Source organism: Dietzia cinnamea NBRC 102147 (assembly GCF_001571065.1).
Classification (GTDB): domain Bacteria; phylum Actinomycetota; class Actinomycetes; order Mycobacteriales; family Mycobacteriaceae; genus Dietzia; species Dietzia cinnamea.
On the sequence record NZ_BCSW01000013.1, the window covers coordinates 52,032 to 70,737 of the forward strand.

The 18,706-nt window shown below is 72.9% G+C and carries 20 protein-coding genes and 1 pseudogene; 15 read left to right on the forward strand and 6 right to left on the reverse strand.

The annotated features are described in order from the left end of the window. Positions 1-229 precede the first annotated feature (229 nt). The gene (locus DCI01S_RS07055) at positions 230-829 is read left to right on the forward strand and encodes a DUF732 domain-containing protein (RefSeq protein WP_061228557.1); all 600 of its coding nucleotides are present in this window, start codon (positions 230-232) and stop codon (positions 827-829) included. Positions 830-850: 21 nt separating this feature from the next. Here the strand turns inward: DCI01S_RS07055 and DCI01S_RS07060 are convergent, their stop codons facing one another. Then, a complete protein-coding gene (locus tag DCI01S_RS07060; RefSeq protein WP_061228558.1) occupies positions 851-1,978 on the reverse strand; it encodes a patatin-like phospholipase family protein in 1,128 nt (375 codons plus the stop codon). A gap of 189 nt (positions 1,979-2,167) precedes the next feature. On the opposite strand from DCI01S_RS07060, the gene DCI01S_RS07065 reads away from it, so the two are divergent. Both DCI01S_RS07065 and aroD read left to right on the forward strand, forming a co-directional pair. Beyond that, on the forward strand, positions 2,168-2,650 hold the full coding sequence (locus DCI01S_RS07065; RefSeq protein ID WP_061228559.1) for a DUF4262 domain-containing protein: 483 nt from the start codon (positions 2,168-2,170) through the stop codon (positions 2,648-2,650). A gap of 38 nt (positions 2,651-2,688) precedes the next feature. Beyond that, on the forward strand, positions 2,689-3,618 hold the full coding sequence (gene aroD, locus DCI01S_RS07070; RefSeq protein WP_061228560.1) for a type I 3-dehydroquinate dehydratase: 930 nt from the start codon (positions 2,689-2,691) through the stop codon (positions 3,616-3,618). Here aroD and DCI01S_RS07075 read toward each other — a convergent pair. Beyond that, positions 3,609-4,049 (reverse strand): SRPBCC family protein, encoded by a 441-nt coding sequence (locus DCI01S_RS07075; RefSeq protein ID WP_061228561.1) that lies wholly within the window; start codon positions 4,047-4,049, stop codon positions 3,609-3,611. The two genes, aroD and DCI01S_RS07075, sit on opposite strands and share 10 nt — an antisense overlap. Positions 4,050-4,096: 47 nt before the next feature. Between DCI01S_RS07075 and DCI01S_RS07080 the strand changes: the two genes are divergently transcribed. The 4 genes from DCI01S_RS07080 (at position 4,097) to DCI01S_RS07100 (ending at position 8,334) form a co-directional block, all read left to right on the forward strand. Then, positions 4,097-4,645 (forward strand): DUF1697 domain-containing protein, encoded by a 549-nt coding sequence (locus DCI01S_RS07080; protein WP_061228562.1) that lies wholly within the window; start codon positions 4,097-4,099, stop codon positions 4,643-4,645. A 293-nt stretch (positions 4,646-4,938) separates the two neighbouring features. Next, positions 4,939-5,487, forward strand: a complete 549-nt coding sequence (locus DCI01S_RS07085; protein WP_061228563.1) for a DUF2599 domain-containing protein — start codon at positions 4,939-4,941, stop codon at positions 5,485-5,487. After that, positions 5,484-6,101 carry a GNAT family N-acetyltransferase gene (locus DCI01S_RS07090; RefSeq protein ID WP_061228564.1) on the forward strand — a complete coding sequence of 206 codons (618 nt, stop codon included), beginning with the start codon at positions 5,484-5,486 and terminating at the stop codon, positions 6,099-6,101. The genes DCI01S_RS07085 and DCI01S_RS07090 overlap by 4 nt, the downstream gene beginning before the upstream one ends. A gap of 1,429 nt (positions 6,102-7,530) precedes the next feature. Continuing rightward, the gene (locus tag DCI01S_RS07100) at positions 7,531-8,334 is read left to right on the forward strand and encodes an alpha/beta fold hydrolase (RefSeq protein ID WP_061228565.1); all 804 of its coding nucleotides are present in this window, start codon (positions 7,531-7,533) and stop codon (positions 8,332-8,334) included. A 39-nt stretch (positions 8,335-8,373) separates the two neighbouring features. Here the strand turns inward: DCI01S_RS07100 and DCI01S_RS07105 are convergent, their stop codons facing one another. Then, positions 8,374-9,063: a DUF981 family protein gene (locus tag DCI01S_RS07105; protein WP_244881672.1), complete on the reverse strand. Its 690-nt coding sequence runs from the start codon at positions 9,061-9,063 to the stop codon at positions 8,374-8,376. Between the two features lie 183 nt (positions 9,064-9,246). Here DCI01S_RS07105 and nadE point away from each other — a divergent pair. Beyond that, positions 9,247-10,065, forward strand: a pseudogene (gene nadE, locus DCI01S_RS18145) (NAD(+) synthase); the annotation flags it as partial. A 24-nt stretch (positions 10,066-10,089) separates the two neighbouring features. Continuing rightward, complete coding sequence (locus tag DCI01S_RS18150) at positions 10,090-10,653, forward strand: cysteine hydrolase family protein (RefSeq protein WP_256386777.1); 564 nt, start codon at positions 10,090-10,092, stop codon at positions 10,651-10,653. A gap of 24 nt (positions 10,654-10,677) precedes the next feature. Here the strand turns inward: DCI01S_RS18150 and DCI01S_RS07115 are convergent, their stop codons facing one another. After that, positions 10,678-11,310 carry a YdcF family protein gene (locus DCI01S_RS07115; RefSeq protein ID WP_061228568.1) on the reverse strand — a complete coding sequence of 211 codons (633 nt, stop codon included), beginning with the start codon at positions 11,308-11,310 and terminating at the stop codon, positions 10,678-10,680. Positions 11,311-11,422: 112 nt separating this feature from the next. Here DCI01S_RS07115 and DCI01S_RS07120 point away from each other — a divergent pair, with 112 nt between their 5' ends. The 3 genes from DCI01S_RS07120 to tpx all read left to right on the forward strand — a co-directional run bounded on the left by DCI01S_RS07120 (position 11,423) and on the right by tpx (position 13,326). After that, entirely contained in the window at positions 11,423-12,091 is a 669-nt protein-coding gene (locus tag DCI01S_RS07120) for a DNA-3-methyladenine glycosylase family protein (RefSeq protein WP_061228569.1), read from the forward strand. Between the two features lie 126 nt (positions 12,092-12,217). Next, positions 12,218-12,787, forward strand: coding sequence for an adenylate/guanylate cyclase domain-containing protein (locus DCI01S_RS07125; protein WP_232303030.1), 570 nt, complete (start codon positions 12,218-12,220; stop codon positions 12,785-12,787). 41 nt (positions 12,788-12,828) lie between these two features. Further along, positions 12,829-13,326: a thiol peroxidase gene (tpx, locus tag DCI01S_RS07130; protein ID WP_007631493.1), complete on the forward strand. Its 498-nt coding sequence runs from the start codon at positions 12,829-12,831 to the stop codon at positions 13,324-13,326. Between the two features lie 83 nt (positions 13,327-13,409). Here the strand turns inward: tpx and DCI01S_RS07135 are convergent, their stop codons facing one another. Together DCI01S_RS07135 and DCI01S_RS07140 are read right to left on the reverse strand one after the other, a co-directional pair. Continuing rightward, a complete protein-coding gene (locus tag DCI01S_RS07135) occupies positions 13,410-13,973 on the reverse strand; it encodes an NADPH-dependent FMN reductase (RefSeq protein WP_061228570.1) in 564 nt (187 codons plus the stop codon). A 66-nt stretch (positions 13,974-14,039) separates the two neighbouring features. Beyond that, positions 14,040-14,849, reverse strand: coding sequence for a hotdog fold thioesterase (locus DCI01S_RS07140; RefSeq protein WP_061228571.1), 810 nt, complete (start codon positions 14,847-14,849; stop codon positions 14,040-14,042). 85 nt (positions 14,850-14,934) lie between these two features. Between DCI01S_RS07140 and DCI01S_RS07145 the strand changes: the two genes are divergently transcribed. Genes DCI01S_RS07145 through DCI01S_RS07155 form a run of 3 tightly spaced genes read left to right on the forward strand, consistent with a single transcriptional unit; the run spans position 14,935 to position 18,571 of the window. Beyond that, positions 14,935-16,401 carry a sensor histidine kinase gene (locus DCI01S_RS07145; protein ID WP_061228572.1) on the forward strand — a complete coding sequence of 489 codons (1,467 nt, stop codon included), beginning with the start codon at positions 14,935-14,937 and terminating at the stop codon, positions 16,399-16,401. Between the two features lie 11 nt (positions 16,402-16,412). Beyond that, positions 16,413-17,825, forward strand: coding sequence for a sensor histidine kinase (locus DCI01S_RS07150; RefSeq protein ID WP_061228573.1), 1,413 nt, complete (start codon positions 16,413-16,415; stop codon positions 17,823-17,825). Continuing rightward, positions 17,822-18,571, forward strand: coding sequence for a response regulator (locus DCI01S_RS07155; protein ID WP_061228574.1), 750 nt, complete (start codon positions 17,822-17,824; stop codon positions 18,569-18,571). Before DCI01S_RS07150 ends, DCI01S_RS07155 begins: the two co-directional genes overlap by 4 nt. The last annotated feature ends 135 nt before the right edge of the window (positions 18,572-18,706 follow it).

An 18,706-nucleotide genomic window follows, 5' to 3' on the forward strand; every position in this document is an offset into this window, starting at 1 on the left:
CGGGCCTAAGACGCATTCGAGCCGCTCGCGGCAGCCGCCCGCGACTCCCCGAAACCCATCTCGTTCACGTCTCGATTGTGACACCACTCACGGGCGATCGGGCGATCCGGGCCACCCGCCCCCGCGCGGGCCCGTAGCCTCTCGGACACGTCGGCCTCGAGGGCCGTTCGCGCACACCGATTCTGCGCACACCACCGCGTGCGCACACCGTCTCCGGAGGAGGACCCGAGTGTTCACCGCATCCCGATCCGCTCGCCCCACCCGCTCCCGCGCCGCCCGTTCCGGCCCCTCCCGTCCCCGCACCGTCGCCGCCGCGTCGGGCCTCGCCGCCCTGGCGTTGGCGCTCGGCGCCTGCGGCGAGGAGGGCAGCGCCGAGCAGGCGGTCGGCGAGGCCACCAGCGCGGTGGGGTCCGCCGCCGCCGAGGCCACGAGCGCGGTGGGTGACGCCACGCGCGACGACGGCGAGGGCGACCCCGACGCCACGACTGGCGACCAACCGCAGCCCGAGGACTCCACGGGCGGCGAGGGCGGGTCGGGGAACCCGGACGAGGAGTTCCTGCGCGACATCGGGCGGGTGGGCGTGGACGCCGGGAACGAGCAGGACTATCTCGCCCGCGGCCGCGACGCATGCGCCTCGCTCGACGCCGGAACCGGCTACGTCGACGTGCTCCGGCAGTACAACGACGCCCACCCCGACGCCCCGGTCACCGAGGCGCCCGTCGTGGTCACGGCGGCGGTCAAGGCGTTCTGCTCGCACCACCTGCCGCAGGTCGGCGAGGGTGACGGGGGCGGGGGCGGCGAGGTCGGCGAGGCCGGGGGCGGCGCCTGACGCGGGAGACCCGGCCCTGTCTCAGACGCCGGCCCGGTCGAGTTCCTCCGCGGTCAACCGTCGCCCGAGAGCGATGAGCTCGTCTGCCCGGTGGAAGTCGAAGGTCGAGCACGCGTCGGAGGGCACCTCGACCAGCACGTCCGGGCGGTTGCCCGCGAGGCGGTAGGCCGTCACGATGCTCTCCATCGCCTCGATGGATTGCGTGACCACGTCGAAGATGCGCAGCGAAGCGGGAAGCGACTCCTCGTCGCCGTCGGCCACCTCCTCCTCGCCGTGCTCCACGGCCTCCTCGACCTCGTGGGAGAGCTGCCGCGGCGTCTTCGCACCGACCGAGCCGTCGGAAGCGGTGACGGTCGCACCGGCGTCCACCCCGTCGACGGCGGCGACGTCCGGATCGGGTTCGGGGTCCTGACCGAAACGGGCGGCGATGAGCCGGATCAGGTCGGCGTCGCGGACGTCCGCCGCCGCGGTGCGGATCCGGCCGGTCAGCCGTCCCGCCGGCCTCGCCCCGCCGCCGGGGCCCCTGCGGGCGATCCGCGGCTCCGCGTCGGGCGTCGCCTCATCGGGGTCCGAGCTCTCCTCGAACGTCGACCCCCGGATCCCGGTCCGGCGGCCCGTCAGTGACACGGCCAGCAACAGGTCGCTGCTCACCGGCGCGAGCGGTTCCAGCGGGACCGGGTTGGTGACGCCGCCGTCGATGATGAGCCGCCCGCCCACGAGCGCCGGGGTGATCACGCTGGGGATGGCGAACGACGCCCGGACGGCGACGTCGGCTGGCCCGCGGGTGAACCACACCTCGCGCCGGGCCCGAAGGTCGGTGGCGACGGCGGTGAACGGGATGGCCAGGTCCTCGATGCGGACGTCGCCGAGCATCGCGCCGATCACGCCCATGATCTTGTTGGCCCGGATGGCCCCGCCGCCGGCGAAGGACACGTCGAGCAGCCGCAGGACGTCACGCTGCGTCAGCCCGCACACCCAGTCCTCGAAGTCGTCGAGCTTCCCGGCCGCGTAGAGCGCGCCCACGATCGCGCCCATCGACGCGCCGGAGACGCCGACGACCTCGTGCCCACGTGCCTCGAGCTCGCGGATCACCCCGATGTGCGTGTACCCGCGTGCCCCGCCGGATCCCAGTGCCAACGCCACTCTCATCGATGCCCCCTCCTGCCCAGTCTTCGCGCGATCCCCGCGCGGTCGTGACCAGTGTGCACCGGGCGCGTGCCGGCCACGGGCCTCATCGTCACCCGTTCGTGTCGTAGGCGCGATCTACCGTCTGCACCGTATCGAGCACCTGTTCGATATCGGACCCACAGTCCGGACGACTCACCATCAGGAGAAGCCATGTCCCGCACCGCCATCCCGCTCACCTCCCGCTCCGGCCTCGCCGCGACGATCGATCCGACCATGCTCGGGATCGCCTCGGCCATCGACCGTCACGGGATGCACGTCATCCACATCGGCGAGGGGTGTGACTGCGGGGAGTGCACGGCCGCACCACTACCACCGGACCAGAGGTTCGGCTACACGATCGGGTTGACAGGCGTCGGGCACCCGGAACTGATGGTCCGCGGGCTGAGCGCCCGGGAGACCGCCGGACTGCTCTCCCGGTGGGGTGACACCGTCCTGTCCGGGGAGGTCTTCGACGCCGGGCACCTGCTGTGCGAGGGCTCCGGCGGGCCGACCTGGGAACTCGTGCCGGTGCGGCGCCCGTCGCGCACGCTGGTGCTGGCCGCGCGCTACTACCGCACCGCCGGGACCGGCGGCCTCTCCGCGCTCGAGCTGATCCCCGCGCGTCGGCCCTGCCCGTGCGAGGTGTGCGACTGACAGCCGAGGCTACCCGCGGGTCGTCGTAGGGTCTAGGGATGCCCCGCACTCCGCTGCACCTGGACGCGAACTCGCCGTCGATCATCGTGCCGGTCACCGCGCGCGACCGCTCCGAGCTCGGCCGACAGGCCGAGGCACTCGCGCGCGCCCGCGCCGGGGCCGTCGGAGTCGGAGCCGGAGTCGGCGTTGACGCCGGAGCCGGCGAGGACGGCGTGGCGGACATCCGGGCGTACGAGGCGGAGGACGACCAAGACCCCGCGGGCGCCGCCCGGCCGTTCGACCTGATCGAGTGGCGGGTGGACCTCTACGAGCCGTTCACCGCCACCGTCGGGGCGGACGCCGCGGGAGGTCGCGACGCCGCCGGGAGCGGGTTCGATCCCGTCCCGGTGGTGGCCGCCCTCGGCGCCCTGGCCGCCGCGCTGCCGGACACCCCGATCCTCGCGACGTTCCGCACCACCGCCGAGGGCGGCGGCGCGCCCCTGTCCGACGAGCTCTACGTGCGGCTCGTCGACACGCTCGCGGCGAGCGGCCTCGCCGCGGCCGTCGACGTGGAGTACCGGCACCCACTCGCGGCGCGGGCGATCGCCGCCGCGCACGACCACGGTGTCGCCGTGGTGGCGTCCAACCACGACTTCGACGCGACCCCGCCTGTCGAGGAGATCGTCGCGCGCCTGGCCGCCATGGAGGAGGCGGGCGCGGACGTGGCCAAGATCGCCGTGATGCCGCGCTCGGCGGCCGACGTGGTGACGCTGCTGGCCGCCACCGAGCGTCGCTATCGCGAGGCGGAGATCCCGCTGATCACGATGTCGATGGGGGCGCCGGGCGCGGTCACGCGGATCGGCGGCGGTGCGTTCGGCTCGGCCGCGACGTTCGCCACCGTGGGCGAGGCCTCGGCGCCGGGCCAGCTGCCCGCGGCCGGGGTGCGCGCGGCTCTCGGCCTGCTGCACCCGGGTGCGGGTCAGCCGTAGCGGCGCAGGACCTCCTCGCGCAGGCCGGCCGTGGCCACGTCGGCGATGTGCTTCTGGGCCTTCTTGACGACCATGCCCGGCAGCTTGGCCTTGAGCTCCACCTCGAGGTCGAACACGACCCGGGTGGTCCCGTCGCCGTTGTCGGTGAGTGAGTACCGCGCGTTCTGCATCTTCTGGTTGGTCCCGGATTCGAGGGTCCAGCTCACCTCGCCGTCGTACCACTCGTAGCGGACGACCATCTCCTCGGTCATGCCGTACTGGGAGATCTTCTCCCACACCACGATGGGCCAGCCCTCGTCGTCGGCCTCGCGGACCTCCACGGCGCGGTGCGCCTCCGACCAGTCGACGAGGGACTCCACGTCGGCCAGGACGGCCATGATCTCGGGGATCCCGGCCTCGATGGTCGTCACGGACTGCACTGACACTGCCATGGCCGAGAAGTTACCCTCACGCGCGAATACGGTGGGACGATCGATCCATGAACGCCGCCACCGATCGCAAGATCGCCCTCCTGCGGGGGATCAACGTGGGAAAGGCCGCGCGGATCGCCATGGCGGACCTGCGGGAGTGCACCGAAGCCGCCGGCTGCGCGGACGTGAAGACGGTGCTGGCCACCGGCAACGTGGTCGTCACCGACCCTCGCCCCGAGGCAGAGCTACGTGCGGCGCTGGAGGCGGCCTACGCCGACCGCTTCGGCTACGACGCGGTGGTCCAGGTCCTCACGCGCGGCGCCGTCGAGGACGCGGTCGCGGCGTACCCGTTCGCCACCCTCGACGACCATCACGACTACCTGATCTTCTGCGACGACCCGGACGTCACCGTGGCCGTCGCCGGGGCGATGCGCGCTGCGATGGCCGCCGAGGGCACCGAGGAGGTCGCGGCCGGATCGGTGTGCGTCTACTGGCGGGTGGCCAGAGGGCTCACGCTGAGCTCGCCCGCCGCCAAGGTGACCAGCGGGAGGTCACACGGGCGGCATCTGACCATGCGCAACATCAGGACGCTGCGCAAGATCCTCGCCCTGGGCTGAGTCGCCCTGGGCTGAACCGCCCCGGGCCGAGGGCCGTGCCGTCAGGAGATCAGGGGCCCTGGACCGACGCACCGATGGTGTCGACCACGGCTGCCAGGGGCCCGAAGATCGCGGGGAAGATTCCATCCCACATGGCCTGGAGCTGGGAGAGGTCGAACGGGGGCATCTGTCACGCTCCTTCTCTTGCAGAGGGCGGCGTGCGGGCTCTCCGCCGTCGCCGGGCTCCCTCTGTCCCCAGGATCCTCTGCCGTCACACTCGGGCGCAACCCCTCCCTCGTGGCAGACTGCGTGCGATGCGCCACCGACCGCCCCTCCGAGCCACCGCCTTCGCGGCGCTCCTGGCGATCGCTCTCACCGGCGGGTGTGCGGCCGACCCCGACGATCCCGCCGGGCCGGCGACCGCGACCGACGCGACGCCGACCTCGCCAGGAAACTCCTCGTCGTCGCCGACTCCGGGCACGTCGTCGCCGGCCACCTCGCCGTCGGCCCCAGGACCCACCTCGTCCGCCCGGCGGTCGCCGCCGACCCCGCCCGCACCGCCGTTCATCGCCGCCGCGACCTGGGCGGACTCCGACTACGGCGCCACCCTCGAGGTCGCACCGACCGACTCGGGGCGCCGCGCGTGGGCCGAGGGCGACGCCGAGGCCGCCTGGCAGGAGGTGCTGCGGCTCGCCCCCGACGCGGACACCCCGGGCATGTGGGAGCAGTTCGACTGCCACTGGACGTGGGCGCGTCTGCTCGAGCCAGACAAGCCCACGTGGAACGTCGAGCCGTGGCGGCCGGTCGTCTCGCCGGAGCGGATGCTGGCCGAGGGATGCAACCCGGGAGGGCCGGAGGTATGAGCAGGTCAACGGGAAGTGCGAGCAGGTCGGAGAACGGGCCGGTGATCCGTCCGGCCACGATCGGCGACGCCGCCGGATGCCGGGACGTCTACGCGCCGTACGTGCGCGAGACGACCGTGACGTTCGAGGACGAGGTGCCGACCGTCGACGAGTTCGCCGCGCGGATCTCGCGGGCGCTCGACCGCTACGACTGGCTGGTCGCCGAGCTCGACGGGCGCATCGCCGGTTACGCCTACGCCGGGCCGGTCAAGGAGCGCGCCGCGTACGCCTGGTCCTGCGAGGTGAGCGTCTACGTGGACCCCGACGCCCGCGGCAACGGGCTGGGCCGGGCGCTCTACCGCGAATTGTTCACCCGGCTCGAGGGGCTGGGCTTCCGGCGGATGCTCGCGATCATCACCCTGCCCAACGAACCCAGCGTCGGGATGCACCGGGCGCTGGGGTTCCGGGAGGCGGGGCGGCTGGAGCGGATCGGGTTCAAGCACGGGCGGTGGCTGGACGTGACCTGGATGCAGGCCGACCTCGGCCCGGACCCGGCGGCGCCCCCGACAGCGCGTCCGGGTCACCGATCCCCGGGTCACCAGGGGCCCCCGGGGCACCGGCCCCCGCCGGGCTGAGGGCTCCGAGGGCGCGGCGCACCAACCCGGCGCACAACTCGTCGAGCCACCCGCCCACCGAGGCCCGCGCGGCGGGCGTGTCCGGGTAGCGGCAGCGCACGTGCAGTCCCGAGCCGTTGACCACGAACCACACCATCACCCCGTCGGTGCGGATCACCGCCGACACGTGCTGCGGGCGCAGGTCCAGGTCCACGTCGATCGGCAGGCGCCGGTGGTCGAGCCACGAGACCGCGAACATGCCCGGCGTGTGCGGCATCCCGCCGTAAGGGGCGAGGATCGGGGCGAGCGCGTGCGAGCCCAGCTCGATGGCCTCCCGCACCGCCGCCGCGCAGGCCGCCGGGTCGGGGTCGTCGCACTCGATGACCGAGTTGGTGATGAACCAGCCCACCGAGTCGTCCCAGCGGTGCGGCCGATCGGGGTCGTGGCGCGAGTGCACCGGCAGCACCGCCCGCAGCCCCACCCCGGCGCGGCGGCGCAGCACCTCGGTCATCTCGGCCACGGCCAGCGCGATCATCCGCACCCCGCCCGCCGCGGCCGCCGCCTCCAGCGCGGCCACCCCGTCCGGGTCGAGCACGTCGCGCACCTCGACCACCTGCTCGCGGGGCGCCGAGATGTCGCCCAGGTTCAAGGGGAAGACCGGCATCCCGCCCGCGCCGCGGTCCATGATCCCCGCCCACTTCTCGTGCACCCGGGCCGGCGCCGGTGGCCGGGCCGCCAGCTCGGCGGTGTGCTCGGCGAACGGCGCCGCCGGCGGCAGGCGCGCGGCGGGCTCGCGGCCGCGGGCCAGGTCGTCCAGGCCGGAGCAGAGGTCGCGCATCACCACCAGCAGCGACCACGCGTCGACGTGGCTGTGGTCGAACCCGATCACCACCACCGGCCGCTCCCGCGGATCGGTTGGCTGCACCAGGCACAGCGCGTGCGCCGGCCGGGCGAACGGACTGCACGCCTCGTCGAAGACCCGCCGGACCACCGCCCTCGGGTCCTCACCCGGCCCCGTCCGCGGGACCCGCCAGCCGAGCGGCTGCACGGTCACCGGCCGCAGGCGGAGCTCGTCGTCGACCTCGTCGTCGTCACCTCCCCCGTGACCCACGCCGCGCCCGGCCCCGTCCCGGCCGCGGCGACCCCCGCCCTCGAGCACCGTGCGCAGGGTCCCGTGCCGCTCGATGACCCCCAGCCACGCGCGGGCCACCAGGTCGCGGTCGGCCGCCGGCGGCAGGGTGAACGCCAGCGCCATCCACGACCCCGCGCGCGGCCCGAGCGAGGCGTGCCGCGCCTGGTCGAACGACGGCGGCAGATCGGCGTCCTGAGCTGGACTGATCTTCGTCACATACCGGTGGACGACGCCGTCCGGCAGCTCCATCCGGGTTACCGTGGTGAGCCTCATGGCCCGCACGGTAGGGCCGCCGTGTTACGGGGAAAGGCGCGAAGTGTGACGACGACGAGACGGGCGGACACCCCGCCCGGCGGGGACGGACACGCGCTGGCCCGGGACCGCAGGGGCACCGGCCTTCCGGTGGTGCAACTGCACGGGCTCAGCTCGAGCCGGCGCCGCGACGAGGTGTTCGGGCTCGATCTCACGGCGGGCCGCGACGGTCTGCAGGTGGTCCGCTACGACGCCCGCGGACACGGCGAGTCGCCCGGCACCACAGATCCCGACGACTACACGTGGCCCGCGCTGGCCCGCGACCTGCTGGCGCTGCTCGACGAGGAGTTCCCGGGCCGGCGCGTGCACGGGGTGGGGCAGTCGATGGGCTCGGCCACGCTCCTCACCGCCGCGGCCGCCGAGCCGGACCGGTTCGCCTCTCTCACGCTGGGCATCCCGCCGACGGTGTGGGGGTGGCGGCGTGAGCAGTCCCGCCTGTACGACCTCGCCGCGCGGCAGGTGGCCCGGTGGGGCGGCGCGCGGTGGTCTGAGCTGACGAGGACGCTGCCGACCTCGCCGGCGATCGACCCGGACCGGCCACACACCGCCCCAGACGTGCGCGACGAGTGGCTGCCCGCGGCGTTCCGGGGCGCGGCGGCGACCGACCTGCCGCCGGAGGAGCAGATCGGGCGGCTGCGGATGCCGGTGCTGCTGCTGGCGTGGCCGCAGGACGCCTCCCACCCGCTCGAGGTGGCCGAGCACCTGCTGGAGCTGCTGCCGGACGCCCGGCTCGAGGTCGCCCGCTCCCCGGAAGAAGTGGCCGACTGGCCGCGGCTGGTGGGGCGCTTCATCGGTCGGTCCGCCCACTGACCCGAACGGCTCGTCCGGGTCTCACATCCTGCTGACGTCTCACATCGTGTTGACCACCAACCCGATGTGGGAATAGAAGTTCAGGGCCCCGAAGAGCAACCAGATGACCCCGGAGACCGCCCAGCACCACCCGATGATGCCCGCGGCCACACCGCCGTCGAGCCCACGGGCGATCCGCCCGGAGGCGAACGGTGTGAGCAGCGCGCCGACACCGATCACGGCATAGAGGGAGGAGATGAAGATCGCCTCGACCATCGGCCATTGGGCGAAGAAGCCGGCAACGGGCTCCTGCGGCGGTGCCGCGAAGAGCTGGTAGACGACACCGGCGAGGGCGATGGCGAGCATAGCCAGCCCGAGACCCACGACGAAGATCGTCAGCGGCCGCGAGTCGCCCGCCACCTCGCGCGCGGTCACACCGACCACGCGCTTAGACCACAGGTACACCGCCGCGGCCAGCAGGAGTACGCCCAGTTCGAGACTCGGCTCGCCGAAGATGATGTTGTCGAATGCGAACCCACCGGCGGCGAGCGGCCAGGTCAACGACATATGCAGGCCGGTGGTCGTGAGGATCAGGCCCAGGACGCCGAAGTTCAGGGCCCAGCCGGTGACGCTGACGTCCGCGGCGTCCGCGCGGACCGCCCGGAAGAACAGCACCAGCCCCAGCAGGGCCGCGCCGACCGCGACGGCCATCACCGTGTTGTACGTCGGCATGGCCGTCCAGTCGATCATGCCCGGCGTTTCCACACCTCGGAAGAAGTCGCCTACCGAATCCTGCGTTTCCATAGTGCTCCCTTCACGGCCTCGGGGTCCGGGTAGCGTTCACCGAGCCACTATCCATCCACGCTCATCGACGGGCAAGGCTCGTCCGGCCTCCGGTGGCGCGCCGCCGCGGCGCATCCACACAATGGGGCCATGCGTGAACTTCAGAGGACGATCATCGACCACCTCGGGGTGAAGCCCGAGATCGACCCGGCCGCCGAGGTCGACCGTCGGGTGCGGTTCCTCGTGGACTACCTGCGGGCGAGCGGCGCCAAAGGGTACGTGCTGGGACTGTCCGGCGGGGTGGACTCGACACTGGCCGGTCGTCTGGCCCAGCTCGCGGTGGAGCGGATCCGCGCGGAGGGCGGGGACGCGGTGTTCGTCGGGATGCGCCTGCCCTACCGCGTGCAGCACGACGAGGCCGACGCCGTCGCGGCCGTGGAGTTCGTCGACGCAGACGAGGCCGTCACCGTCAACGTGGCGCCCGGCGTCGATGCGCTCAACGGCGAGATCGCCCGGGCCACCGGCGCAGAGCTGACGGACTTCACCAAGGGCAACGCCAAGGCCCGCCACCGCATGGTCGCCCAGTACGCCCTCGCCGGGGACCGCGGGCTGCTCGTGATCGGCGCCGACCACGCCGCCGAGAACGTCACGGGCTTCTTCACCAAGTTCGGCGACGGCGCCGCCGACGTCCTCCCGCTGTCGGGCCTGAACAAGCGGCAGGGGCGCGCGCTGCTGCGACACCTCGGTGCGCCCGAACAGCTGTGGAACAAGGTGCCCACCGCCGACCTCCTCGACGAGAACGAGGGGCGGACCGACGAGGACGAGCTGGGCCTGCGGTACGACGACATCGACGACTACCTCGAGGGCCGCGACGTGCCCGAGCAGGTCGCCGAGACCATCGAGTCGGTGTGGCAGCGCAACCGCCACAAGCGCACCACCCCGGTGGAGGTGTCCGATACCTGGTGGCGTCCGGGCGAGCAGACCGCGCTCGTGGTGATCGACATGCAGAACTCGTACTTCGAGTTCCCCGACCTCGCCTCCGTGCGCGACGAGCTGGTGGCCTCGGTCAACGAGCTCATCGAGGCCGCGCACGAGTCCGGCCGCCCGGTGGTGCTGGTGCGCACCGAGCACGCCCGGGACGGGTCCACGTGGACCCTCAACATGTGCGAGGACGGCCAGGGCTTCGCCTACCCCGGCACCGAGCAGGCGCAGTTCCTCGACGAGCTGGTCACCGGGAACCACATCGAGGTGGTGAAGACCCGCGACAGCGCCTTCTTCCGCACCGACCTCAATGCGCGGCTCGCGCACCTGGGCGTGGACCACCTGCTGGTGTGCGGGGTGTCGACGCACAGCTGCGTGGCGCAGACCGCGATCGACGGGTTCGCCGAGAACCTGCACGTCGCGATCGCCCGTGGCGCGATCTCGTCGGACAACTCGGAGCTGTCCGAGGCGCTACTCGACTTCTGCGCGGACCAGATGCGCCAGCCGATCGTCGACCAGCAGGCGAGCCTGGAGCTGCTGCGGACCGGCGCGTGGCCGGAGTCCGACTCCGACTAGCGCCCGGCCGGGCGGCGCCGCCGGTCAGCCCCGCGCGACGACGCCGGTGATCGGGATGCGCCCGCCCACGGCCTGACGGAAGTTGAGCACCGCGCGCTTGACGTGGTCGCCCGTAGTGACCACGACCGCGCCGGTGGTGCCGCGGTCGCGGAAGATCCGGTCGGTGAACTGGGCGTTCTGCACCGTGGAGTTGGAGTTGCCCTCCTCGGTGATCCGCAGCGGCGAGATGCCGGCGCCGCGGAGCCAGTCGCCCATCGCGCGCGCCTCGGTGCGCCCGTTCTGCGGCACGCCACCGGTGACGATGATGCGGGCCGTCGGGTACTCCTGAGCCAGCCGGTAGCCGGTGCGCAGCCGCTCCTCGAGCACGGGGCGGATGCCGCCGTCGGGGAAGAGGCCGGCGCCCAGGATCACGATGTCGGTCGTGAAGGGGTTGATGGTGAGCATCGCCGGGTCGTCGGAGGTGAGCACCTCGAAGTCGCCACACAGCGGCAGCAGCGAGGCGTCGACCTGCTGGCAGCCGAGCGACGTCAGCCCGCTGTACAGCGCGACCGGTGTGGGCATCTCGGCCGATCCGGCGGATGCGGTGCCGGCCCCGGCTCCGAGCGCCAGCGCGCCGGCGGCCGCGATCGCGGCGAGACGCGTGTGTGTTCTACGCACGAGAATGTTCCTCTCCCAAGCAGTGTCGTGACCGAATGGTTATCGCGGATCACGGGGCCGCCGTTACCCGTAGCACAAGGCGGTCACGACGTCGCCGCGTACCCTGCACGGCATGCCGGAAGGATACGACAGAGTAACGGCCGCGCGGTACCTCCACGATGCTGATCCGGAGCTCGGTGCGCACATCGCCGTGGTGGGACCGTGCACGCTCACCCCCACCCCGGATGCGGGGCCGCACACGCTGTTCGACCGCCTGGCCTCGTCGATCCTCTCCCAGCAGCTGTCGGTCAGGGCCGCCGCGACGATCGCCGGGCGGCTTCGTGAGCGCGCCACGAGCGCCGGTCAGCTCGACCCCGTCCGGGTGGCCGCCCTGTCGGACGAGGAGCTGCGGGCGTGCGGCATCTCGCGGCCCAAGGTGGCCGCCCTGCGGGATCTCGCCGATGCGGTGGGCACCGGTCGGGTCCCGTCCCTCGCCGCGTTGAGGGAGTACGACGACGACGAGGTCATCGCCTCCCTGACGACCGTCCGCGGGATCGGCCGGTGGACCGCGGAGATGCAGTTGATCTTCCTGTTGGACAGACCCGACGTCTTCCCCGTGGCGGATGTCGGGGTCCGGCGCGGCTTCGAGCGGGTGCTGGGCCTCGACGAGAAGGCCTCCCCCGACCTCATGCTCGAACGGGCGCGGCTGTGGGCCCCGTACCGGTCGGTGGCGTCCTGGTACCTGTGGCGCGCGGTCGACCAGACGGGCGAGTCGGTGCCCGCCACGTCCGCGGCGTCCTAGGCTCGGGCGCATGGCGAACCTCTACTGGGAGCGGACGCGGGCGGCGGCGGCCCGCGCCGCTGCGAGGGCACGATCGCGCGGCTGGCCTGGCGACTGTTCGACGAGCAGCCCACCGCGAGTCGCGAGGTGACGCTCGGCGGACTACAGGTGTGGCACTCCCTGCGCGAACGCACCGGTCGCGCCGGTGTCGGCGCCAAGGTGACGATCGTGTTCACCGACATCGTCGGGTTCTCCGACTGGGCGATGCGCGTCGGTGACGAGGAGTCGCTGCTCCTGCTGCGCCGGGTCGCCGCGGCCACCGAACCCGAGGTGCTGGAGCACCGCGGGACCGTCGTCAAGCGGCTCGGTGACGGCCTCATGGCGGCCTTCCCGTCGCCTCAGCTCGCGCTCGACGCGGTGGGGGCGTGCCTCGCCGGGGTGGCCGGGGTCGAGGTGGCCGGGTGGCGTCCGCGTCTGCGGGTCGGCGTGCACACCGGGCGGCCGCGCAGGATCGGCGGCGACTACCTGGGCATGGACGTGAACATCGCCGCGCGGCTCGCGGAGAAGGCGGGCGCCGGGGAGATCCTCGTCAGCGAGGTCACGCGCGCCGGACTGGATCCGGCCCGGGTCGCGACGCGCCCCAAGCGCGGTTTCCGGTGGGGCGGGGTCAAAGGTGTGCCCGAGGAGATCGCCGTCCACGTCGCGACGCCGCGCTGACCGGCCACCCGTCGGCCGGGGGCGTCCGGTAGAACGGACACATGGCAACCACCGCATTCAAGGGCAATCCCGTCACGACCTCCGGCGAGCTCCCGGCCGTCGGCTCCACCGCTCCGGCGTTCGAGCTGGTCGGCACCGACCTCGGCCCGGTCACCTCCGAGTCGCTGGCCGGCAAGAAGCTCATCCTCAACATCTTCCCGAGCGTGGACACCGGCGTGTGCGCGCAGTCGGTGCGCACCTTCCACGAGAAGGCCAGCGGCCTGGACGACACCGTGGTCGTCAACATCTCGGCCGACCTGCCGTTCGCGCACAAGCGCTTCTGCGCCGCCGAGGACATCGAGAACGCCACCGCGGGGTCGACGTTCCGTAGCGACTTCGCCTCCGACTACGGCGTCAAGATGACCGACGGCCCGATGGCCGGACTGTGCGCCCGCTCGGTCGTCGTGGTCGACGCCGAGGGCAAGGTCGTCCACACCCAGCTCGTCGACGAGATCACCACCGAGCCGGACTACGACTCCGCGCTCGCCGCCGTGAACTGACGGCTCCCCGACGCGAACGCCCGCGGCCCGCCCCCGTATCTCTCAGGGGGCGGGCCGCGGTGTCTGCATCAGCGCGGGATCACTCAGGCGCCCGCGTCCACCAGCGCGAATCGCCGCGTGGCCTCCTCGAGCTGGTCGAACAGGGTCGCGATCTCCTCGGTGCGCCGCTCCGCGGGCCGGACGCCCTCGGGGCCGAACTCGGTGAACAGGCTCAGCGAGATCTGCTGACGCACGCCGAACATGCGGAAGTTGGCCACTATCTGCCGCCAGTGCTCGACCGCGCGCACACCACCCTCGGCACCGTAGGAGACGAACGCGACGGGCTTGTCGGCCCACTCGTTCCCGAGCGAGTCGAAGGCGTTCTTCAGACCGCCGGGGACGCTGTGGTTGTACTCGGGGGTCACAAAGACGAAGGCGTCGTAGGAGTCGATGGCCGAGCTCCAGCGCTGGACCCGCTCGTCCTCGTACTGCTTGTTCGCCGCGCCCGGCACGGTGGCCGAGGTCAGCAGGGGGATGTCGAAGGACTTGAGATCGACGAGCTCATAGGTCGCGTCCTGCCGGTCGCGGGCCTGCTGCGCGACCCACTCGGCCACGGACTTGCCGGTCCGCTCCTCGCGGATGCTGCCCAGGATGATGCCGATCTTCATGCGTCCCCTCTCGTCGTACGGACTGATTCTTACCCGTCCATACTACGTGAGTGACGTGACAACGACTTACCGGCGGCCATAGACCGTGACCGTCGCCACCGCGCACACCCGGCCCCGCTCGTCCCGCGTCGTGACCTGCGAGATCCCCCAGCTCCGACCGTCGTGCAGCACCTCGGCGCGGACCGTCACCGGCTGCACCAGCGGGATCTGCCGCACGTACCGCACGTCCAGCGAGGAGGAGCTGACGTCGCGCTCGTGCGAGAAGACCGCGGCGCCGACGACCTCCGCGGCCGCCGCGAACACGCCCCCGTGCAGATTGCCCAGGGGGTTGGCGAGCGTCGGCTCCGGCGCGATGACGCCCTCCACCACGCGGCCGCCGTCCCCGTCGCCCCGCTCGCTCAACGTCAGACACAGCACCTCGGCCAGCGTCCCCGGCTCGAGCGCGGACGGCCACGGCGGCTCGTCGTCATATCCCTCCGCGTCCACGCCCGCCGCGAACTCCATGGTCTTGACCAGTCCCGAGGCGATCACCTCGCCGTCGTCGTCGACGACCTCACCGCGCGTGGTGAGGCAGTGACCGTCGTGCCCCAGGTGGTCCGCGCGGATCCCCAGGCCGGTCGAGCCCTCCCGCGGCGCGCCGATCAGATCCAGGCGCAGCTCGGTGGTGACGGTCCACTTCCCGCTGGGGCGGCGGCGGTGGTTCTCCGCGCCGAGCCCCGAGTCCACCAGCACGGCCAGGCCGCCGGTGGCGAAGCGGCCGGACGGGTCGACGAACTGGTCCGAGACCGGCTGGTGCCAGCTCACCGTGCCGTCCGGGTTCTCACTGAACGTCAGGCCGAGGCGGGGCTCGGGGCCGTTGTGCTGCGATTCTCTCACCCGGCGACGCTAACACGTGTTCTAGTCGCGCCCCCGGCCCGCGTTCCCGCCCGTCCGGGCCCCCGGCGCACCGCACAATGGAGACGTGCCCCTGACCCCCGAGTCCCTGACGACCCCCCGCCGCTGGCCCATCCGGGTCGCCACGACGGTGATCGCCACCGCGATCGTCATGCTGGTGCTGGCCCTTGCGGCGGGCGGTGCCTGGCTGTTGCTGCGCTCGGCGGTGCACGGCGCGATCGACTCGGCGGCGCGCGACCGCGCGGTCGACGTGGCGAACAGGCTGGCCGCCCGCGGCCCGCAGGCCTCCCTCGAACTGGTCTCCGAACCGCTGTCCGGCGTGGACCTGGTGCGCATCGTCGCCCCCGACGGCCGCGTCCTCGCCGGCCAGGTCACCCGCGGGCTCGAGACCGTCCCCGCCCTGCCCGTCCCGGCTCCCGGCGAGATCCTCCGCCGCCAGGTCGACGCCCCCGACGGCACCGACCTGCGGGTCACGTCCGTCGGCGTGGACATGCGCGGGGTGACGCTGGCCGTGGACGTGGGCACCGACAGCGACCGGTACGACACCGTCCTGGCCGCCGGCGCGGTGCTCTTCCTGTCGTTCGTGCCCGTCGCCGGGCTCGCGACCGCCGGGTTCGTCTACTACGCCATGGGCCGGGTGCTGCGGCCGGTCGAGTCGATCCGCACCCGCGTCGCCGAGATCTCCGTCTCCGGCCGCGGCGAGCGGGTGCCGGTGCCGGAGGCCGAGGACGAGATCGCGCGCCTGGCCCGCACCATGAACGAGATGCTCGCCCGCCTCGACGCGGCCCGCACGGCCCAGGTGGCCTTCGTCGGCGACGCCTCCCACGAGCTGCGAAGCCCACTGTCCACGCTGTCCACCATGCTCGAGCTGGCCTCCACCTCCGGCACCCCGGTGGACGTCGAGACCGTCAACGAACTGCTCCTGCCGGAGGTGGAGCGGATGCGCGCGATGGTCGAGGACCTGCTCCTGCTCGCCAAGAGCGACGAGCGTGGAATGCCATTGCGGCGCGACGACGTGGACCTCGACGACGTCGTCCTGTCGGAAGCCGCGCGCCTGCGCGGCCTCGCCGGCCCCGGTGACGCGGGAGGACTCGAGGTGGCGGTCTCGGTCGAGCCCGCGCGACTGGTGGGCGACCCCGACGCCCTCCAACGCGTCGTGCGCAACCTCGTCGACAACGCCCGCCGACACGCACGCGAGCGCGTGTCGCTGCGCCTCACCGTCGACCGGTCCGGTACCGGAGCCCCGCGCGCCGTGATCATCGTCGACGACGACGGCGAGGGCGTCCCCCCCGACCAGCGGAAATCGGTGTTCGATCGCTTCGCCCGCCTGGACGCGGACCGCGCGAGGGGCACGGGCGGGTCGGGGCTGGGCCTGGCGATCGTCTCCGAGATCACGCGGACCCACGGCGGCTCGGTGCGGGCGGAGGACGCGCCCGGCGGCGGCGCGCGGTTCGTCGTCGAGCTGCCGGTCGAGCCGCTGGACGAGCCGGGAGACGAACCGGACGGCGAGCAGGGCCGCCCGGCCACCCGATAGGCTCACTTCTCGTGCTGGACCGTCTGAACCGCCTGTTCGACGCCGAGGACGCATGGATCCGCCCCCTGCCGGAGCACTACCTCCGCGCCGACGCGGTCCTCGCCCTGGTGGTGTTCGCGTGCTCGGCGGTCGGCGTGGAGATCCTGCGGAGCATGGGCGTCCTGGCCGACGAGAGCGCGCCGGTGTGGGCTCAGTACCTCGCCATGGCGAGCGTGGCGGCCCTGCTGGCGGTCCGCCGCCGCTTCCCGCTCACGACCGGTCTTGGCGCGACTGCGCACCTGTTGCTGATCGGCAGCGTCATGCCCCTGGTGATGGGCCAGGTCTCGCAGCAGGTGCTGTACTTCGTCGCGGTGTACTCGGCGGTCGCCTGGGCCCGCGACCGGCGGGCCCTCATCGGCGTCGCCGCGGGCATCACCGCCGCCCTGGCGGTGTGGATGGTCTGGTACACCGCCCTGGGTTCGGGGATGCAGCAGATACTCGACGCCGTGGACGACGTCGACCGCTCGAGCGGCCTCCTCCCGCCGGTCCCCGCCTATCTCCTGTACACCGTGCTGATCAACATCGCCTACTTCGGCGGGGCGACCGCGCTCGGCATCGCCTCATGGCGCGGCGCCCGCCGTCGGCACGACCTCGCGGAGCAGGCCCGGACGATCGAGGAGCAGGCAGAGGCCCTGCGGGATCGGGCCGTGGTGGAGGAGCGTCTACGCATCGCCCGCGAGCTGCACGACGTGATCGCCCACCACGTCGCGGCGATCGGGGTCCAGGCCGCCGCCGCGCGCCGTGTCATGGACCGTGATCCCGACTCCGCCGCGGGCGCTCTGCGCACGATCGAGGACTCCTCGCGCTCGGCTGTCGCGGAGATGCGGGCCCTCCTCGGCGCCCTCCGGTCCGACGACCCGGGGTCCCGCTCCGAGGGCGACGCGTCCCGGCCGACGGCTGAGCCGTCCCGGCCGACGGGCGAGGCGTCCCGGTCCGCCGGTCACGGGCTCGCGGACGTCGCGCGGTTGGCCGCCTCCCACGACACGGCCGGCTTCTCCACCACCGTCTCCGTGGCCGCCGACGCCGGGCATCCGCTCGAGGAGGTCCCGCCCATCATCGGCCTGTCCCTGTACCGGACGGCCCAGGAGGCACTGGCCAACGTCCGGCGCCACTCCACCGCCAACCGTGCCGGTGTCGTGCTGCGTACCGGGGAGGGCCCTGACCGCACCCCGTACGCGGAAGTCGAGGTCCTCGACGACGGGCGGCCGCGCACCGGGACCTCGGGCAGCGGTCTCGGCCTGCTCGGGATGCGGGAACGGGTCCGCTCGCACGGCGGGGAGTGCGAGATCGGCCCGCGGGTGACCGGCGGCTACCGCGTCCGCGTGCGGCTGCCGTACCGGCCGGACACCGACGGCAACGGGACCTGCAACGGCGACGGGGAATGACCATGCCCGGGACGAACGACCGACCTCGCGCCGGCGGCGACCACACCGACGAGGAAGGCCGCGGCGGCGTGCTCCGTGTGCTCGTCGTGGACGATCAGTCGCTCATGCGCTCCGGGTTCTCGATGATGCTCGGCGTCGAGCCGGACATCGACGTCGTCGGCGACGCGGCGGACGGTGCGACGGCGATCGAGAAGTGCCGCCGCCTCCGTCCGGACGTCGTGCTGATGGACGTCCAGATGCCGGGAACCGACGGCATCGCCGCCACGGAGATCATCACCGGCGAGCACCTGGCCAAGGTCCTCATCCTCACCACCTTCGACCGGGACGACTACCTGTTCGACGCCCTGCGGGCCGGCGCGAGCGGCTTCCTGCTCAAGAACTCCGACCCCGACGACCTCGTCGACGGTATCCGTGCGGTGGGCCACGGCCACGCCCTGCTCGCGCCCGAGGTCACGCGCCGGGTCATCGAGCGTCTGGCTGCCCCGCCCCCGACCGACGACGCCCCGGATGCCGAGCCGCCAAGGTCGCGCGCGTCCGCGCTCGCCGTGCTCACCGCACGCGAGACCGAGGTACTGCGCCTGGTCGCGCGGGGGCTGTCCAACGCCGAGATCGCCGACGAACTGGTGGTGGGCGAGGCGACGGTCAAGACCCACGTGTCGTCCTGCCTGGCCAAGCTCCACCTGCGCGACCGCGTCCAGGCGGTGGTCCTGGCCTACGAGGTCGGCCTGGTCCACCCCGGCGACTGAGCCCGCCCGGTCCCTTCCCCTCGAGGCCACCCTCTTCCTGACGCCGCCCTCCCCCTCGAGGAGGAGATCTCTCCGCCGCCGTCCGCGTCAGATCATCCCGTGGGCTGATCCGCCGACGTGCGACCCGGGCCTAGG

Coding starts and splice junctions, on each gene's coding strand:
- DCI01S_RS07060 (WP_061228558.1), bottom strand. CDS start 1,978: ATGAGAGTGGCGTTGGCACTGGGATCCGGCGGGGCACGCGGGTACACG.
- DCI01S_RS07065 (WP_061228559.1), top strand. CDS start 2,168: ATGTCCCGCACCGCCATCCCGCTCACCTCCCGCTCCGGCCTCGCCGCG.
- aroD (WP_061228560.1), top strand. CDS start 2,689: ATGCCCCGCACTCCGCTGCACCTGGACGCGAACTCGCCGTCGATCATC.
- DCI01S_RS07075 (WP_061228561.1), bottom strand. CDS start 4,049: ATGGCAGTGTCAGTGCAGTCCGTGACGACCATCGAGGCCGGGATCCCC.
- DCI01S_RS07080 (WP_061228562.1), top strand. CDS start 4,097: ATGAACGCCGCCACCGATCGCAAGATCGCCCTCCTGCGGGGGATCAAC.
- DCI01S_RS07085 (WP_061228563.1), top strand. CDS start 4,939: ATGCGCCACCGACCGCCCCTCCGAGCCACCGCCTTCGCGGCGCTCCTG.
- DCI01S_RS07090 (WP_061228564.1), top strand. CDS start 5,484: ATGAGCAGGTCAACGGGAAGTGCGAGCAGGTCGGAGAACGGGCCGGTG.
- DCI01S_RS07105 (WP_244881672.1), bottom strand. CDS start 9,063: ATGATCGACTGGACGGCCATGCCGACGTACAACACGGTGATGGCCGTC.
- DCI01S_RS07120 (WP_061228569.1), top strand. CDS start 11,423: ATGCCGGAAGGATACGACAGAGTAACGGCCGCGCGGTACCTCCACGAT.
- tpx (WP_007631493.1), top strand. CDS start 12,829: ATGGCAACCACCGCATTCAAGGGCAATCCCGTCACGACCTCCGGCGAG.
- DCI01S_RS07135 (WP_061228570.1), bottom strand. CDS start 13,973: ATGAAGATCGGCATCATCCTGGGCAGCATCCGCGAGGAGCGGACCGGC.
- DCI01S_RS07155 (WP_061228574.1), top strand. CDS start 17,822: ATGACCATGCCCGGGACGAACGACCGACCTCGCGCCGGCGGCGACCAC.